The following is an 18,702-nucleotide window of genomic DNA, read 5'->3' on the forward strand; positions in this document are numbered from 1 at the left end:
AGATTCTTAATACTAGATATGTTATACAAATTAAAAAATACCTTTCTAAATAAGTTTAAAGTAAGTAATAGAAGATGTCTTACTATCTTAACTATTCTGCTTTATTTTTTAGTTATTAAAACATTTGCTCAAAAATCTATATATTTTGAAGCTATAACGACATCTAAAGGTTTGTCTCAGAGTGATGTTAACGCAATTCATCAAGATGAAGATGGTTTTATGTGGTTTGGTACACACGATGGTTTAAATAGGTATGATGGTCATTCTTTTAAAGTATATAAACCAAATTTAGATGATATATCCACTATTTCTAGCAATTTAATTTATAAAATTGAAGATGATCAAGATGGAAATCTTTGGATAGGAACTACTGGAGGCGGACTTATTTATTTTGATAGAACTTTAGAGAAATTTACTACATATAAACATAATAAAGAGGTTATTAATAGTTTAAATGGAAATAATATATCGTGTCTATATAGAGATAAAAAGAATCGTCTTTGGGTTGGTACAAACAAAGGCATAAACATGTTAGATTTAAAGGCAACTAATAATAAAGTTGTTTTTAAGCATATTAAAATATATGATGAACCACCTGTTCCTAGTAATATAAATCTATTGTCAGTAGATACTGTTTACGAAGATTCTATTGGTCAAATTTGGTTCGGTGGTTATAATGGTATTTACAAACTATCCATTGGTTTTAATGGAGATGAATATTTTAAAAATATAAACAAGGAAATAGAATTACCTAATGCTGTTGTTAGAGACATAACAGAAAAAGATGGAAGGTTATTATTAGCAACTAGTGATGGGCTTTTTTACAAAACCAAAAACACAGAAAAAATAATAGTAAAAAAAATACTTGATGGGTCTTTTAATAATTTGATAGTAGATAAAAATATTATTTGGGCAGGTACCACTAATGGTTTATGGGAAATAAGGTATAATTCTTCTAAGGATGAAATCAAGAAGATAAAAAAGTATGTTTATGATCCGAGACAACCTAATAGCATAAGTAAAGATATTATAACAGATTTATATAAAGATAAATCTGGTATTATTTGGGCTGGAACAAATGGTGGAGGTGTAAATAAATTTGACCCTAATAGAAAAGAATTTATTCATGTTCAAAAAACACAAAATGAAAAAAGTTTAAGTTACGATAAAATTAGATCCTTTTACGAAGACAGTAATCAAAACCTTTGGGTTGGAACTGAAGGTGGTGGTTTAAATAAAAGGCTAAAAAATTATAATTCATATAACAAATTTCAAGAACTAAAAAATGTTTATGCAATTGAAGAAGTAAAAATAAAAGATAAAACATATCTATTAATCGGTGGTTCAGGAGATCCAAACTTTTTTCAATTAGATATTTCAAATCCAAAATCTAAAGTAACGAGTATAAAGCCTTATTCTGAGTTTAGAAATAGTATTTTTTCTTTACTACAAGATAGTAGAAATTACCTATGGATAGGGACATATAATGGTGGGTTGTACAGATGGAAATTAGATGCTGAGGGTAATTTTTATCAGAAAGATTGTTTTTTAAATAATACAGAAGATCCACAAAGTCTTTCGGGTAATATTATTAGGAATGTTTTTGAAGATAGTAATGGTAATATTTGGGTGGCAACAAGCAATGGTTTAAGTATATTGTCAAAAGAGGAGGTAGGTAAAGAATATCCAAAATTTAAGATTTTAAAGAAAGGTGTTGATAAAAAATTATCGTTAAGTCATAATTATATTTTATCTATTTATGAAGATCATAATAAAGATATTTGGATTGGGACTTTTGGTGGAGGTCTAAATAAAATTGTAAGAACAGCAACCAATACTTATGAGGTTGTAAAGGTTTATTCTGAAAAAGATGGTTTACCAAATAACGTAATAAAAGGAATCTTAGAAGATGATAACGGTAATTTATGGTTGTCTAGCAACAAAGGGATTACTAGTTTTAATCCAGAAAAAGAAACATTTAGAAATTATGATATAAATGATGGACTTCAAGATAATGAGTTTCAAGAATTAGCTTATCTTAAAAGGAAAAATGGAGATTTTCTATTTGGAGGTGTAAAAGGGTTCAATGTTTTTAAACCTAAGAAACTTAAAGAAAATAACTACTTTCCAGAAACAGTAATTACAAAAATTTCTATTTCTAATAAAGAGGTTGTTGTTGGTAAAGCATACGATGATAAAGTACTACTTTCTAAAGCGGTAAATAAGACGAAAGAAATTAATTTTAAGCATTCACAAAATAATATTTCCTTTGAGTTTGCATCTTTACATTTTGCAGCCCCAGAAAAAAATAAGTTTAAATACAGATTAGAAGGCTTTGATTCAGATTGGCAAAATACTACTTCTAGTAAAAGATTTGCAGCCTACACGAATTTAGCTCCTGGTAACTATCGATTTAATGTTAAATCTTCAAATAATGATGGTTTATGGAATAATGATTATACAAGTATAGCCTTGCATATAGAAACTCCTTTTTGGTTAACTTGGTGGGCTTGTACAGTTTATGGTGTTTTAATATTGTCATTTTTATTAAGTATTATTTCTTATTTTAATTTAAAGTCTAAGCAAAAAGCAGCGGTTCAAATTCAAAAAGAAGTTGAAGAAGTTAATAAATTAAAATTACAATTTTTCACAAATATTTCTCATGAATTTAAAACACCAATTACCTTAATTTTAAACCCAGTAGAAGAATTACTAGAATCTGATATTAATAATGAGGCATTTTTAAAATCTAAATTAAATATCGTAAAAAGAAATGCAGATTCCTTGTTAAGATTAGTACATCAACTAATGGAATTTAGAAGAATAGAAGTAGGAGAAACAAAACTAGGAGCAACTAAATCTAATATTATAAATTTTGTTAGAGAAATTGTGTTTTCATTTAAAGCTATTGCAAATAAAAAAGATGTTACCGTATCTTTTGAGTGCGAAGTGTACCAAGTAGATATTTGGTTTGATTGGGATAAATTAGAAAAAATTCTAAATAATTTAATTTTTAATGCAATTAAATTTACTCCAGAAGGAGGAGAGGTGAAGATTATAATTAGTAAACCGTCTAAAAATAAAATACATATAGAAAGCAGAGATATTAAAACAGAATACCTTCAAATTGAAGTAAAAGACAATGGTGTTGGTATAAGTAAAGATGAATTGCCGTATGTTTTTCAAAGGTTTTATCAGGTAAATCAAGTAAAAAAAGATGAAAATAAGGGATCTGGAATTGGCTTAGCAATCGTAAAAGATTTAGTTGATTTACATCATGGTACTATAGAAGTTTTTTCAGAAGAATTTAATGGAACCAATTTTATCTTAAAATTTCCACTAGGTAAGGAGCATTTATTATCCGATGAGATTATAGAAATAAATGTTTCAGAACCAATAAATGAAGAAGAATTAGATTTAGAAGAAAAATTAATTCCTGAAGGCAATAACAAATCTACCGTTTTGGTTGTTGATGACAATAAAGATATCAGACAATTAATTAAAGATGGGCTTTCTAAAAACTATAATATTTTAGAAGCAGAACATGGTAGAGAAGCTTTAAGTATTTCCTTAAAAATGATACCGGATATTGTAATTACAGATGTTTTAATGCCTGAGATGGATGGTGTAGAGTTGTGTCATAAAATAAAAACTAATATTAGAACAAGTCATATACCAGTTATAATGTTAACAGCCTTAAATTCTGTAGAACATAAAATTAAAGGTCTAGAATCTGGAGCAGATGCTTATTTGCCAAAACCTTTTAAAATGAAATTACTCTGTGTAAGGGTCGGTAAATTAATAGAATCTAGAGATTTAATGCGTAAACGTTTTCAAACAGAAAAAGAATTAACGCCAGAAAAAGTTACATTAAATTCTACAGATGAAGCATTTTTAAGAAAAATAATGGATTTTATGGAAATTAATATGGCTAAAGAAACTTATTGGGTAGATGAATTAGCTTTTGATATGAATACAAGTAGGTCTACTTTTTTTAGAAAATTAAAGAAGCTTACGGGGCAATCTCCTAATGATTTTATGCGATTAATAAGGTTAAAGAGGGCAATGCAATTGCTAGAGCAAAATGAACTTCCGATAAGTCAAGTTAGTTATATGGTAGGTTTTAGTGATCCTGGTTATTTTGGTAAGTGCTTTAGGAAAGTTTATGGCAACTCCCCTTCTAAATTTTTAAAAACAAAAAAATAGCTTTTAAAACTTTATATTTGTTATTCATTTATATTGATTTTATATGAAAATCATTTCAACAAATATTGGGGAACGAAAAGAAATAGATTATAAAGGTACATTGGTTACTACAGGTATCTTTAAATATGCCGTTGAGCATCCGGTTTTTTTAGACGTAGAAGAGGTAAAAGGAGACGCTATTTGCGATAGAGAGAATCATGGAGGTGTTTTACAATCTGTTTATGGTTATTCTTTTAAACACTATGCATATTGGAAAGAGATGTACCCGAAAGTGAATTTTGAAATGGGAATTTTTGGAGAAAACTTAACTATTGATGATATTGATGAAACTAAAATTCATCAAGGTGATACTTTTAAAGTTGGTGATACCATTCTAGAAGCAACTGTACAAAGAGAACCGTGTTATAAATTGGGAGTCCGTTTTAATAATATGGGTATTGTAAAAAAGTTTTGGAAAACCACTTTTTGTGGTGTTTATTTTAAAGTTTTACAAACAGGTTTTGTAAAAGCTGGTGACGAGTTTATACAGATAAAAAGTTGCTCAGAAAATCCAACAATTGCAGATTTATTTATTGCAAAAAGAATTGAAAACGGAATTAGTGATTAGTTTTTAACTTTTTAAACTTGCAATCCAATTTACCAAATACTTTTTAAATGACATATCCACATTATAAATTTCATTTGTTAGTTGGCTAGTTCCTTTTTTAGTCATAAAATGGTTTAAATTTTTAATTTCTTTAAATATAATATTTGAATTTCCAATTTCATTTAGTTCGACTTTACTTTGTTTTGGGTCAACCAAAATATCTTCTTCTCCAATAATTACTAAAGTTGGAAAATCTATATTTTGATAGGTTTTTGTATTGTTAATTCTTGCAAACTCAACTTTTATAGGTGTTAAGTAATTCGAAAAAGATTTTTTATTGATGTTTACTTTTTTTGATTCTTTTTTTGCAATTTTCCATAATTCTAAAGCAGTTTTATTTGGGTTTTTATCTATCAAATGATGAATGTAATTTAAACTTTTTATCTGCTCCTCTTTGTTCTTGCCAATTATTGATTTATTATAGTTTTTAATTCCATTTTTAATTTGATAGCCTAATAATTCTCTTGGTTTTCCAATTGGAGCAGACCATTGAATTAAGAAATCTGGTTTTACATTCTGTTCGATAGCCATTGTAGTTACAATGCCACCTAAACTGTGACCTAAAAAGCCAATTTTCTTATTTTTTATAGGTTCTAATTTTCTTAATTCGCTGTATATTCCTATAAAATCACTTGTATAAATTTTTGGTTGGTCATTATATTCTCCGGTAGATTTACCAACTCCTCTTTTGTCAAATTTAAAAACCCCAATATTATTTTTAAGCAAGTAGTTGGTTAAATAATTATGAGCTTTTTGAGATGTTTTTCCCGTTCCGGATAATATTACAAGTATATTATTGTAATTAGATTTTGGTGTGAGTAATGTTCCGAAAATTGTAATGGTTTCATTTACTTTTTTACTTATTTCTTGAATATTATAGTTCTGAGTATTCTTAATTTCTTTTTCATTATTGAATTTTTCTTGAGAAAAAATAAATGTTGAAATAAAAAGAAGGAATGAAGTTAATACTATTTTCATTTTTTAACTTTTAAATTACATTCAAAAATATAAATATGAAAAGAGTAGACTATTAATGTATTGTTAATTAGTTCGTTTTTAACGGAATATTTAATTATTACCTAAGGAAGTTAAATTAGCTAGCAAACAAGTTTAGCCCAGATTGAGTGGTCTGTTTGAGCTCTTTTTTACCATTTTTTATGGTAAAAAAAGCGAGTAACGAAAGCTGGAAATAGCTTCTAAACCGTTGCCTCTTTTTTGTGTAAAAAACGAGTCAATTTCATAGATAAATCTAATAAAATAATCTTTGGATTTCCGTTTCTTTCTATATGATACATGGCATCATTTAGTTCTTTTTCTATGTCTAAAATATTACCAGAATGCACAAAAGGAGCAAATTTAGAAAGGTCAAATCCGGTTTTGGTTTCCATAAAAACCAAGTTTTTAGACTTGTAATTTAATAATAAAGCTTGTCTAAAAAATTGCAAACAATATTCTAGAAAACGCTTCTGAGTTTCTCGTCCGGTTTTGGCAATGTTTTCCGACCATTCTATTAATTGCTGTACAACAGCAGCGTTTCCTTTGGCTTTAAAAGCGGTTCTAATCCACGCAATAAACCATTCTTCAAAAACAAGATCATTAGAATTATTCTGTAGTAATTGCAAGGCTTTGTTAAAATTACCTTCTGCCTGATGTGCTATTTTTGCAGCTTCATTATCCGAAACCTGATGGTCTACCACTAGGGTATTAGAAATATCTTGCTCGCTTAAAGCAGGAAAATGTAGTGCCTGACAACGCGATTTTATAGTATTTATAATGTCTCCTTCGTTTTCGGTAATTAAAATAAAAACCGTTTTTTCTGGTGGTTCTTCAATTAACTTTAATAGTTTATTAGCGGCAGCAATATTCATTTTTTCAGCCATCCAAATAATCATTACCTTAAAACCACCTTCGTAACTTTTAAGGCGTAGTTTTTTTACAACCTCTTCTGCTTCATCAACACCAATAATTCCTTGTTTATTTTCTACGCCAATATGTTGCAACCAATTAAACAAACTTCCGTAAGGTTGTGTAGCTATAAAAGATCTCCAATCTTCTAAAAACAAACTACTAACAGGATGTTTTTTTACGTTTTCATTAGCGGTAACAGGGTATGTAAAATGCAAATCTGGATGTTGTAGCTTGTCGCACTTTAAGTTACAAACGTCTACATTATCAGAAAAATTACACAATAAAAACTGTGCGTATGCAATTGCCATAGGCAAGGTTCCGCTTCCTTCTTTACCCACAAATAATTGTGCGTGCGGAATTCTGCCGTTCTCCGCAGATACTTTTAAGTGTTTTTTAATGTGTTCTTGGCCGATAATTTGGTTAAAAAGCATAGGCAAATATAAAATTTGTTTGGCATTAATCCATCAATTTTAGAGTGCAATCTTTTAATTTCTAAAATAGAAGTAAGCGTTGTCTTTATCTTCGCAAACGTTGTATTAAATTTTGGGTTTTAGAGTTCAAAAAGAGTAAATAATTCGGTATTTTTGTTGAAAATAGATTAATAAAAGATGAAAACACTAAAAGATTTTAATTTCAAGAATAAGAAAGCGTTAATTCGTGTAGATTTTAATGTGCCTTTAAATGATAAATTTGAAGTTACGGATGCTACTAGAATTCAAGCTGCAAAATCTACAATTATAGATATTTTAGAGCAAGAAGGAAGCTGTGTGTTAATGTCTCATTTAGGACGTCCAAAAGGATTTCAAGATGAGTTTTCATTAAGTCATATTGTAGCCAAAGCAACTGAAATTTTGGGTGTAAATGTAAAATTTGTGGCAGATTGTATTGGTGATAAAGTAGAAGAAGCCGTTGCAAATTTACAGTCTGGAGAAATCTTATTATTAGAAAACTTACGTTTTTACGAAGAAGAGAAAAAAGGAGATGTTGCTTTTGCAGAAAAATTATCTAAATTAGGTGATATTTATGTAAACGATGCCTTTGGTACTGCACACAGAGCTCATGCTTCAACAACTATTATTGCTCAGTTTTTTCCAGAAAACAAATGTTTTGGAAACTTATTAGCAAGAGAAATAGAAAGTATAGACAAAGTATTAAATAATTCTGAAAGACCAGTTTTAGCAATTTTGGGTGGTGCAAAAGTATCTTCTAAAATTACGGTTATCGAAAATATTTTAGATAAAGTAGACCACTTAATTATTGGTGGTGGAATGAGTTTTACTTTTATTAAAGCACAAGGAGGAAAAATTGGAAACTCTATTTGTGAAGATGATAAAATGGAATTGGCCTTAGATATTCTAAAGCAAGCAAAAGAAAAAGGAGTGGAAGTACATATTCCTGTAGATGTTATTGCTGCTGATGATTTTTCTAATGATGCAAATACACAAATTTGCGATATCAATGCAATTCCTGATGGATGGGAAGGTGTTGATGCAGGACCAAAATCTCAAGCAAATTTTGATGTTGTAGTAAACAAGTGTAAAACAATTTTATGGAACGGACCTTTAGGTGTTTTTGAAATGGAATCTTTTGCAGGAGGAACAATTGCTCTTGGTAATTCTATTGATAAAGCAACCAAAAATGGTGCATTCTCTTTAGTTGGTGGTGGAGATTCTGTTGCTGCTGTTAAACAATTTGGTTTTGCAGATAAAGTAAGTTATGTTTCTACTGGTGGTGGTGCTATGTTAGAAATGTTAGAAGGTAAAACATTACCAGGAATTGATGCAATTTTAAAATAGTCGTTTCACTGTTTATTTGTTTAATCGTGTAATTGTTTAATAGACCGTTATATTTTTAAATCATATTTCAGATTCTAATTAACATTTAAGATGTAAAACTGAGCTTGACTAAGTTTCATTTTAAAATATAAATTTATTAATAAGCGTGTAATTGTAAAATTACACGCTTATTGTTTTATAGAAGAATATATTATAATTTCGCGGTCAGTTTTTGTACAGTTACACAAATAAACAATTACACGTTTACACATTACTATGAAATACACAAAATTAGCAAATACAGATATTAAAGTTTCTAAGATTTGTTTAGGAACCATGACTTGGGGAAGGCAAAACACGCAAGAAGATGGTTTTAAACAAATGGATTACGCTTTAGAACAAGGCGTAAACTTTTTTGACACTGCAGAGTTATATGCAGTTCCTGCAACGCCAGAAACTTATGGAACTACAGAAACAATTATAGGAAATTGGTTTAAAAAAACAGGAAATAGAGATAAGGTTGTTTTAGGAAGTAAAATTGCTGGTTCTGGGCCTTATACAGCGCATATTAGAGCAAACGGATTTGCAAAGGAAGCAATTATAGATGCTGTAGAAGGTAGTCTTAAAAGGTTGCAAACAGATTATATAGATTTGTATCAGTTGCACTGGCCAGAAAGGGGTGTTAACTGTTTTGGTACAAGAGATTATCCTTATAAAACTTCTAATAAAGAGGCAGAAAATCATGTAGAGATTTTAGAAACCCTACAAACTTTAATCAGCGAAGGTAAAATTAGACAAATAGGTTTGTCTAATGAAACACCTTGGGGTACCCTACAATATTTACAAGCTGCTAAAGAGGTAAATTTACCAAGAATGGTAACAATTCAAAACTCATATTCTTTAGTACACCGTAGTTATGAATACGGAATGTCTGAAGTTTCTTTGCGAGAAAATATTGGCTTATTAGCGTATTCTCCTTTGGCACAAGGGGTTTTAACAGGGAAGTATTTAAGAGGACAAAAACCTGCAGATGCAAGAGGAATTTTATTTCCTAATTATATTACAAGATATCAGACAGATTTAACCGAACAAGCAGTTTTAGCCTATGAAGCAATTGCGTTAAAAAACGGAATGAGCTTAACTGAGTTGTCTTTAGCATACATTAATCAATTACCTTTTGTAACGAGTAATATTATTGGTGCTACAAAAATGAGTCAGTTAAAAGAAAATATTGGTAGCATAAACATTGATTTATCAGAAGAAATTTTAAATGAAATAGAAGCTGTTCATAAGTTAATTCCGAATCCTGCGCCTTAGATTAGTGGGTAGTTTACAGTCTTCCGTTTACAGTATAAAAAAAATCCGATGAAAATTATTTCATCGGATTTCGTATATATTTTAGTTTCTGCGAAAGCAGAAATCTATTTTATGTCATGATTTTTAATGCTTAAAATCTAGGTTCTATTCTTCAATCAATTCAATAGAACTCGCTACGAATCGTCCATCTTTAACTACACCAGTAATTTCTGCTTTTCTAATTACATTACAGAAGCCAATTTTCTCATCATGTGCATCGCCAAAATCATCAATATTAAAACCATCAACAAAATACGCTTTATCATTAAACCTAACCGCTAAGCTACACTCATCAGCATCTAAATGAAGCTGACATAGGCCGCAAGAAATTTCTGCAATTTGCTTCGTTTCTTTTTTATTACCACAAGAAGCGAATATTAATAAACTTAAAACAATTAATTTTTTCATAATTATAATTTTTATGAGTTCTCTACCGTGCAAGAACTGACATTTCGTAATTTGCTAACACCTAACACTTATTTGTCGGTTTCTGTCACATCGAGTAATTTTGATTTTTCATCAAAATTGTATCGAGATGTCTTACCCCAACAGTGATAACTGCCCACTGCTACTGCCTACTAAGTCACCCCAACAGTGATAACTGCAACTGAACACTGCCTACTTATTTCCCTCCCCAAGAATCTCTTAATCCAACAATTTTGTTGAAAATTAAATTATCTTCGGTAGCATCATCATCAACATTAAAATAGCCCATACGCTGAAACTGAAAACGTTCGCCAATTTTAGCCGTTTGTAAACTAGGTTCTACAAAAGCAGTAATTATTTCTAAAGAATTAGGGTTTACAAATTCCATAAAATCTTTGTCTTTGTGGCTATCTGGCGCTTCATCTAAAAACAACCTGTCATAAGCTCTTACTTCTGCTTTTACAGCATGTTTTACAGAAACCCAATGCAAAGTACCTTTTACTTTACGCTTGCTTTCTTCAGTGTCCATTCCAGATTTTGTTAACGGATCATACGTACATTGTATTTCTGTAATATTTCCATCAGCATCTTTAGTACAACTAGTTGCTGTAATAAAATACGCATTTTTTAAACGAACCTCTTTTCCTAATTTTAAACGGAAGAATTTTTTATTAGCTTCCTCTCTAAAATCTTCACGTTCTATATAAATCTCTCTAGAAAAAGGAACCTCTCTGCTACCAAAACCATCTTCATAGTCGTTATAGTTAGCGTCTAAGATTTCTTCTTTTCCTTCCGGATAATTCGTAATTACTACTTTTACAGGGTCTAAAACACCCATTACTCTTTTAGCAGTTTTATTTAAATCTTCACGAATTTTAAACTCTAAAAGTGCTACATCAATTACGTTTTCACGCTTAGAAACACCAACAGTTTCAATAAAACTTTTTATAGATTCTGGAGTGTAACCACGTCTTCTTAAACCAGAAATTGTAGGCATTCTTGGGTCGTCCCAACCAGCTACAATTCCTTTTTCTACCAACGTTAACAATTTACGTTTACTCATAATTGTATAACTCAAATTTAAACGAGAAAACTCACGTTGTTTTGGCGGATTTGGGTATTCAGATTTACTAAAATTATAAATATGATCTCTAAACCAGTTATATAATTCTCTGTGAGGTTTAAACTCAAGAGAGCATAAAGAATGTGATATTTGCTCAATATAATCACTCTCACCATGCGTCCAATCATACATTGGGTAAATGCACCAATCATCACCCGTTCTGTGGTGAGATTTATACATAATTCTGTACATTAAAGGATCACGCATTAACATATTTGGGCTTTCCATATCAATCTTTGCACGCAAAGTATGTTCCCCTTCCTTAAATTTTCCGTCTTTCATTCCCTGAAATAATTCCAAGTTTTCAGCAACAGATCTGTTTCTAAAAGGACTATTGGTACCTACCTGAGTTGGCGTCCCTTTTTGCAGACGCATTTCTTCAGAAGACTGAGAATCTACATATGCTTTTCCATCTTTTATTAACAAAATTGCCCAATCGAACAATTGCTGAAAATAATCAGATGAATAACATTCATTTGCCCAAGAATATCCCAACCAAGAAATATCTTCCTTAATGGCGTCTACATATTCTTGCTCTTCTTTTGCTGGGTTTGTATCATCAAAACGCAAATTTACGGGTGCATTGTATTGCAAACCTAAACCGAAACTAATTCCGATTGCTTTGGTATGACCAATATGTAAATACCCATTTGGTTCTGGCGGAAAACGAAAACGTAAATTTTCTTTAGGCATTCCGTTTGCTAAATCTTCTTCAATAATATGCTCTAAAAAATTGAGCGATTTTTTCTCTTCAGACATCTGTTTCGGTACAAAATTAAGCCCCAAAATTACATAAAATAACTCATTTTTAAGTCCTTTTTTTTGGGTGTTTCCCTGCGGGTCGTGCTTTACACTGTAGTTTTTTATAGTTTTAGAAAAAAAACTATAAAAAAGCTGCCGTTTCTATCACTAACACGGTTGTAGAAAGTCAATAAAAATCGGTTAATAAAGCTATATTTGTACTTTTAAAATACAAAATGGGAATAATACAAGTAAACAATATAAAACTCTATGCTTTTCATGGATGTTTAGAAGAAGAAGCAAAAATAGGATCTGAATACAATGTTGATGTAGAAATTAAAGCCAATTTAAAAAAATCATCTAAAACAGATGAATTGGCAGATACGGTAGATTATGTACACTTAAATCGTATTGTAAAAGAAGAAATGGCAATTCGTTCTAAGTTGTTAGAAGAGGTGGCACAGAGAATATTAGATAGAATTTTTAAAGAAATTTTAATGGTAAAAAAAGCCAAAGTTTCTGTGGCAAAAATAAATCCACCTATCGGCGGAAATGTAGAAGAAGTGGTAATTATTCTTACAAAAAAGCGATAAAGTAAAAAAACACTTGCAATCCTTGTAAATTTGCTTAAATTTGCAATCCTTAAAAACATATTTATAAATTTTTGTAAATTAGTTTTAAGATAAAAAGGTGTCTTGGCCGAGTGGCTAGGCAATGGTTTGCAAAACCATGTACAGCGGTTCGAATCCGCTAGACACCTCAAAAACCCCAGTCTTTAAGATTGGGGTTTTTTTATTTTATGCGAATACTAAATAAACAGTAGCGAATACTAAATGGTTACCCTTAAGTTAAAAAGGAACCCTTACTTTTGATAAGTGTTTACAAATACAATTATTATGAAACTTAAAAATCTACTTTTAACAATCTCAATTTTGCTATTAATTTTTTCTTGTAAAAAAGAAGAAATGAAAACCGATAATATCTTTAAATTTAAAGAATATATTAGTTATACTACCTCAGGAGTAGTTTCTGTGGCTAATAATATTGAAATTAACCTAGCTAAAGAAGTAGCCGGTTGGGAAGCAAATAAAGAAATTTCATCAGAAATAATTGCTATAAAACCATTTGTAAACGGAAAAATTAAAACGGTAAATAAGCATGCTTTTATTTTTATTCCGGATGAAGTTTTAGATGCAGATACAGAATATAGTGTAACGGTAAAGTTAAAAGAGATTTATAAAAATACACCTCAGGGATTTAACGATTACACGTTTCAGTTTAAAACAATTACACCTAATTTTAATATTCAAACCAATAATTTACAATCCTATTCTAAAGAATATCAATATGTAGAAGGTGTTGTAAAATCTGCAGATGTAATTTCTCTAGAAAATGCAAAAAAGCTTTTAAATGCTTCTCAAAACAGCGATTCAAAAAATATAATTTGGAATGAATCGTATGAGAAAGGAAAAATATTTGAATTTAAGATTGATAGTATCAAACGTTTTGTAGACGATTCTCAATTAGAAATTTCTTGGGATGGTAAAGCAATTAACGCAACATCAAAAGGAAAAAATAAAATTTTAATTCCGGGTAAAAACAATTTTAAAGTACTAAGCTTAAAAGTTAATAATAGTACAGAGCAATACATTTCTATCAACTTTTCTGATCGCTTAAAAAAACAACAAAATTTTGATGGTTTGGTTGCTATTCAAAATGAAAAAAAACCTCGTTTTATCGTTAACGGAAATGAGTTAAAAGTATTTTCTGATAATAAATTTGAAGGAAATATTTTGGTTTCCGTTTTTGAAGGAATTAGAAATTCAGATGATTTTAAACTCAAAAAACTTTTTAAAGAAACCATTACTTTCGAGCAAAAAAAACCACAAATTAGAGCCATAAGTAGCGGAACAATTTTACCAAACTCTAAAGATTTAAAATTCAATTTCGAGGCCATCAACGTAAAAGAAGTAGATGTTAGAGTTATTAAAATATATGAAGATAATGTATTGCAGTTTTTGCAAGAAAATAACATCAATAGTAATAATGAGTATCAAATTAAAAGAGTTGGTAGAAGAGTTGCAAAACAAACCATTACTTTAATTGATAATAAAAAGAACAATACACAAAAATGGAAAGCATACAGTGTAGATCTGTCTAAAATGTTTGAGGCAGAACCTGGAGCAATTTACAGGGTAGAGTTGAGTTATCATAAAAATCAGGTGTTTTATACGTGTTCAGAAAATAAAACTTCCAATACAAATTTAGAGGAATTTGATGATAATGACTTTGATGATTTAAGTATTGTTGAAGACGCAAATGCAAGAGAAGAGTTGTATTGGGATAATAAATTATACGATTATAAAGACCGTGATTATGATTGGAGAGAAAGAGACAATCCTTGTTCAGATTCTTATTATCGCTATAAAGAAGTAACTCAGAATTTACTGGCTTCTAATTTAGGTATCATTGCAAAAAAAGGGACAGACAACTCTTATTTCTTTGCTATTACTAATATTTTAACGACAAAACCAGAAACAGGTGCTATTATAAAATTATATAATTTTCAGCAACAAGAAATTCTTTCTACTAAAACAGACTCAGAAGGGTTTGCAAATGTAGAAACCGACAAAAGTGCTGCTTTTGCAGTAGTTTCTAAAGGAAATAACAAAGGCTATATTAGATTGTTAGACGGAAATTCTTTGTCTTTAAGTAAGTTTGATGTTGCCGGAAGTAAAACCCAAAAAGGTTTAAAAGGATATTTGTATGGAGAACGTGGCGTTTGGCGCCCTGGAGATAATGTGCACTTAACTTTTATGCTAAATGATGCCGATAATAAGTTGCCAAAAAATCATCCTGTAAAATTAGAAGTAACAGATCCTAGTGGTAAATTGGTGTATAAAAAAGTAACATCAGAGAATCTTAATAATTTTTACAAGTTTACATTTTCTACAGTACAAGAAGCAAAAACAGGGAACTACAATGCCGAAATTTCTGTAGGTGGTGCCAAGTTTTACAAGAGTTTAAAAATTGAAACAGTTAAACCAAATCGTTTAAAAATTAAAGTAGATTTTAATGATGAGGTTTTATCTAACAACAAACCTATAAACGGAACTTTAGATGTAAAATGGTTGCATGGTACACCTGCAAAAAATCTAAAAGCAGAAATTAAAGCTAAGGTTTCTTCGGCTAATTATAGCTTTAAAGCCTATAAAGATTATGTTTTTACAGATCCGTCAAGAGATTTTTCATCCGAAGAAATAAATGTTTTTGAAGGGAAGTTAGATGCGAACGGAAAGGCAAATATCAATAGTAAATTAAGTATTGGTAAAAATGCTCCGGGCATGTTAAATGTTCAGTTTCTGGTAAGAGCTTTTGAAAACGGAGGAGATTTTTCTATAGATGCTTTTACTAAAAAATATGCACCTTTTGATTCTTTTATCGGGTTAAAATCGCCAAAAGGAAATAGATATGGTTCTTTCTTTACGGATGAAAATCAAACCTTTTCTGTGGTTTCTGTTGATGAAAAAGGAGTGCCAACTAAAAGAGATGAAATTGAGGTAGAAGTGTATCAAATTCAATGGCGTTGGTGGTGGAGTTCTTCAGATGATAATTTATCGAGATATACTTCTAGTACTTATAATAAACCTTATAAAACAATAAAAATTAGTACCGATTCTAAAGGAAAAGGAAGTTTTAAATTAAATATTCCAGAAAGAGATAGAGGTCGTTTTTTAATACGTGTTATTGATAAAAAAAGTGGTCATGCAACGGGTAGAACTGCGTATTTTTATAAGAATTGGTGGCAAAATGCTGGTTCTGGCGATAAAGAAGCTGCTAAAATGTTGGTTTTTTCTGCGGATAAAGAAAAGTATGCTGTTGGTGAAACTGCAAAAATTACATTTCCTTCAGGTAGTAAAGGGCATGCATTAATCAGTATAGAAAATGGTACAAAAGTTTTAGAAACTAAATGGGTAGAAACTAAAAAAGGAACAACTTCTGTAGAAATTCCTATCAACAAAAATATGGCACCCAATGTGTTTGTAAACATTTCATTATTGCAACCACATCATGTTTCAGAAAACGATTTGCCATTAAGGTTATTTGGTGTAATTCCGCTTTTGGTAGAAGATAAAAACACCAAATTAGAACCTCAGATTTCTATGCCAGATGAGTTACAGCCGGAAAAAGAGTTTGTGGTAAAAGTTTCAGAAAAAAACAACAAAACCATGACCTATACTTTGGTGGTTGTAGAAGAAGGTTTGTTAGATTTAACACGATTTAAAACACCGAATGCGTTTGATGTTTTTTATGCAAGAGAAGCTTTAGGTGTAAAAACTTGGGATATTTTTGATGATGTAATTGGTGCGTATTCGGGTAGTATAGATCAGGTTTTTGCAATTGGTGGAGATGGAAGTGCTGCAAAAGGGAAAAATAGAAAAGCCAACAGGTTTAAACCGGTTGTAAAGTATTTAGGTCCGTTTTATTTAGGAAAAGGAAAAACAGCTTCGCATAAAATTACCTTACCAAATTATATTGGTTCTGTAAGAACAATGGTGGTTGCTGGTGATGTAAATAAGGAAGCTTTTGGAAATGCAGAAAAAGCGGTGCCTGTTAAAAAACCTTTAATGGTATTGGCTACGTTGCCAAGAAAATTATCACCAAAAGAAAAAGTTACCTTGCCAATTACCATTTTTGCAATGGATAAAAAAGTGAAAAATGTAACGGTTCAGGTAAAAACGTCTAACGGAATTTCGGTTATTGGCAATAAAACGCAAAACATCAATTTTGAGAAACCAGATGAAAAAATGGTGTATTTTGAATTGGATGTTTTAAAAGCAAACGGCATAAATACGGTAGAAATTATTGCATCAGGAAACGGAGAAAAAGCTACTTATAAAGTGGAATTAGATGTTGTAAATCCAAACCCAACTACCTCTAAATTGGTAGAGGCAACTATAGTAGGGAAACAAACCCAAACCATTAACTTTAGTACATTTGGTGTAGCAGGTTCAAATACAGCTACGTTAGAGTTGTCTACAATTCCGCCAATTAATTTTTCTGGTAGATTGGCGTATTTAATTCAGTATCCACATGGTTGTGTAGAGCAAACTACGTCGAGTGTTTTTCCTCAATTATTTCTGAATGATATTTTCGACTTAACGTCGGATAAAAAACGCGAAATTCAGGAAAATATAGAAAACGGAATTAAGCGATTAGGAAACTTTCAGCAAGCAAATGGAGGTTTGAGTTATTGGCTTGGAGAAAATTATGTAAATGATTGGGGTACAACATACGCAGGTCATTTTATGTTAGAAGCTGCTAAAAAAGGATTTGTTTTACCGTTAACTTTTAAAAGTAATTTTATAAGATATCAGAAAAATGCTGCAAGAAACTGGAGACCGAATTATAGTCATAATTACACAGACTTAGCGCAAGCTTACAGATTGTATACATTGGCATTGGCTGGTAGTCCAGATTTGTCTGCCATGAACAGAATGCGCGAGTTTAAGCAAATTTCTAACGAAGCAAAATGGCGATTGGCTGCAGCTTATGCTTTGGCAGGACAAAAAGAAGCAAGTAAAGAAATTATGAGTAGTGCAAACATTAATTTCACCTCTTCTAAATATAATTATTACTCTTATGGTTCTGTAGATAGAAACCGAGCAATGGCTTTAGAAACCATGCTAATTACCGATCATAAAGACATAAAAAGTGTGGCAAAATCTATAGCCAAAGAGTTGTCTAGTAAAAGATGGATGAGCACCCAATCTACCGCGTATAGTTTGTTAGCAATTGGTAAAATGGTTGTTAAAAACGGAGGAAAAGCCATGAATTTGAAGTATACCAATAATGGAAAAACAGTGGCTATTAAAACGCAAAGTTCTATGGTGCAACGAACTTTAGATGTAAAAAGCGGTACAAATGCTATCAACATAAAAAATGATGATAATAATATTGTTTTTGCAAGAATTATCAATTCGGGTCAATTGCCTTTGGGCGATGAAATTACAGAAGCTAGAGGTTTAAGTGTTGCTGTTCAGTATAAAGATTTACAAGGAAAGTCGATTGATATAAAAAACTTAAAACAAGGTCAGGATTTTGTAGCAAAAATTACGGTCAGTAATCCTAAAAACGAAACGGTTAATGATATTGCGTTAACACAAATTTTTCCATCCGGATGGGAAATTGTTAACACTCGTTTTACCGATTTTGGAACGACCACAAAAAGTGAAGCTCGTTATACAGATATTAGAGATGATAGGGTTAATTTTTACTTCGATTTGAAACATCAATCTAAAAAATCAGAAACAAAAACGTTTTCAGTTTTATTGAATGCTGCGTATTTAGGGACTTATTATTTACCAGGGATTCAAGTAGAAGCAATGTATGATAATGATTATATGGTGAGAACTAAAGGGAGTTGGATACAGGTTATTAAGTAAAAAAATGTCATTGCGAGGAGCAAAGCAATCTTTCAATAAAAATTACAGATTGCTTCGTAAACTCGCAATGACAGA

10 protein-coding genes and 1 tRNA gene are annotated in these 18,702 nt (G+C 30.6%); 7 read left to right on the forward strand and 4 right to left on the reverse strand.

The features are described from left to right. The first annotated feature begins 18 nt into the window (after window positions 1–18). On the forward strand, window positions 19–4,206 hold the full coding sequence (locus WHD07_RS12510) for a hybrid sensor histidine kinase/response regulator transcription factor (RefSeq protein WP_343328680.1): 4,188 nt from the start codon (window positions 19–21) through the stop codon (window positions 4,204–4,206). 43 nt (window positions 4,207–4,249) lie between these two features. Then, entirely contained in the window at window positions 4,250–4,813 is a 564-nt protein-coding gene (locus WHD07_RS12515) for an MOSC domain-containing protein (protein WP_343328681.1), read from the forward strand. Window positions 4,814–4,816: 3 nt separating this feature from the next. Here the strand turns inward: WHD07_RS12515 and WHD07_RS12520 are convergent, their stop codons facing one another. Both WHD07_RS12520 and WHD07_RS12525 read right to left on the reverse strand, forming a co-directional pair. After that, entirely contained in the window at window positions 4,817–5,830 is a 1,014-nt protein-coding gene (locus WHD07_RS12520) for an alpha/beta fold hydrolase (protein ID WP_343328682.1), read from the reverse strand. 218 nt (window positions 5,831–6,048) lie between these two features. Further along, window positions 6,049–7,191, reverse strand: a complete 1,143-nt coding sequence (locus WHD07_RS12525; RefSeq protein WP_105049549.1) for an ATP-binding protein — start codon at window positions 7,189–7,191, stop codon at window positions 6,049–6,051. Between the two features lie 177 nt (window positions 7,192–7,368). Here WHD07_RS12525 and WHD07_RS12530 point away from each other — a divergent pair, with 177 nt between their 5' ends. Both WHD07_RS12530 and WHD07_RS12535 read left to right on the forward strand, forming a co-directional pair. Then, window positions 7,369–8,556 (forward strand): phosphoglycerate kinase, encoded by a 1,188-nt coding sequence (locus WHD07_RS12530; RefSeq protein WP_105049548.1) that lies wholly within the window; start codon window positions 7,369–7,371, stop codon window positions 8,554–8,556. Window positions 8,557–8,811: 255 nt separating this feature from the next. Then, window positions 8,812–9,852 carry an aldo/keto reductase gene (locus WHD07_RS12535; protein ID WP_343328683.1) on the forward strand — a complete coding sequence of 347 codons (1,041 nt, stop codon included), beginning with the start codon at window positions 8,812–8,814 and terminating at the stop codon, window positions 9,850–9,852. Between the two features lie 144 nt (window positions 9,853–9,996). On the opposite strand, the gene WHD07_RS12540 is transcribed toward WHD07_RS12535, so the two are convergent. Both WHD07_RS12540 and WHD07_RS12545 read right to left on the reverse strand, forming a co-directional pair. After that, complete coding sequence (locus tag WHD07_RS12540; protein ID WP_343328684.1) at window positions 9,997–10,299, reverse strand: DUF6370 family protein; 303 nt, start codon at window positions 10,297–10,299, stop codon at window positions 9,997–9,999. A gap of 214 nt (window positions 10,300–10,513) precedes the next feature. Then, a complete protein-coding gene (locus tag WHD07_RS12545; RefSeq protein ID WP_343328685.1) occupies window positions 10,514–12,199 on the reverse strand; it encodes a glutamine--tRNA ligase/YqeY domain fusion protein in 1,686 nt (561 codons plus the stop codon). Window positions 12,200–12,417: 218 nt separating this feature from the next. Here WHD07_RS12545 and folB point away from each other — a divergent pair, with 218 nt between their 5' ends. From folB to WHD07_RS12560, 3 genes are all read left to right on the forward strand, one after another. Then, complete coding sequence (gene folB, locus WHD07_RS12550; protein WP_343328686.1) at window positions 12,418–12,774, forward strand: dihydroneopterin aldolase; 357 nt, start codon at window positions 12,418–12,420, stop codon at window positions 12,772–12,774. 96 nt (window positions 12,775–12,870) lie between these two features. Further along, window positions 12,871–12,941: transfer RNA gene (locus WHD07_RS12555), tRNA-Cys, on the forward strand. Window positions 12,942–13,077: 136 nt separating this feature from the next. Beyond that, window positions 13,078–18,627, forward strand: a complete 5,550-nt coding sequence (locus tag WHD07_RS12560; protein WP_422897639.1) for an alpha-2-macroglobulin family protein — start codon at window positions 13,078–13,080, stop codon at window positions 18,625–18,627. The last annotated feature ends 75 nt before the right edge of the window (window positions 18,628–18,702 follow it).

This window comes from Polaribacter staleyi (genome assembly GCF_038024045.1).
GTDB lineage: Bacteria > Bacteroidota > Bacteroidia > Flavobacteriales > Flavobacteriaceae > Polaribacter > Polaribacter butkevichii.

Bases quoted from the DNA above. Each gene is read 5' to 3' on its own strand.
- WHD07_RS12530 (WP_105049548.1), top strand. From the start codon at position 7,369: ATGAAAACACTAAAAGATTTTAATTTCAAGAATAAGAAAGCGTTAATT.
- WHD07_RS12545 (WP_343328685.1), bottom strand. From the start codon at position 12,199: ATGTCTGAAGAGAAAAAATCGCTCAATTTTTTAGAGCATATTATTGAA.
- folB (WP_343328686.1), top strand. From the start codon at position 12,418: ATGGGAATAATACAAGTAAACAATATAAAACTCTATGCTTTTCATGGA.
- WHD07_RS12560 (WP_422897639.1), top strand. From the start codon at position 13,078: ATGAAACTTAAAAATCTACTTTTAACAATCTCAATTTTGCTATTAATT.
- WHD07_RS12540 (WP_343328684.1), bottom strand. From the start codon at position 10,299: ATGAAAAAATTAATTGTTTTAAGTTTATTAATATTCGCTTCTTGTGGT.
- WHD07_RS12535 (WP_343328683.1), top strand. From the start codon at position 8,812: ATGAAATACACAAAATTAGCAAATACAGATATTAAAGTTTCTAAGATT.
- WHD07_RS12520 (WP_343328682.1), bottom strand. From the start codon at position 5,830: ATGAAAATAGTATTAACTTCATTCCTTCTTTTTATTTCAACATTTATT.
- WHD07_RS12515 (WP_343328681.1), top strand. From the start codon at position 4,250: ATGAAAATCATTTCAACAAATATTGGGGAACGAAAAGAAATAGATTAT.
- WHD07_RS12510 (WP_343328680.1), top strand. From the start codon at position 19: ATGTTATACAAATTAAAAAATACCTTTCTAAATAAGTTTAAAGTAAGT.
- WHD07_RS12525 (WP_105049549.1), bottom strand. From the start codon at position 7,191: ATGCTTTTTAACCAAATTATCGGCCAAGAACACATTAAAAAACACTTA.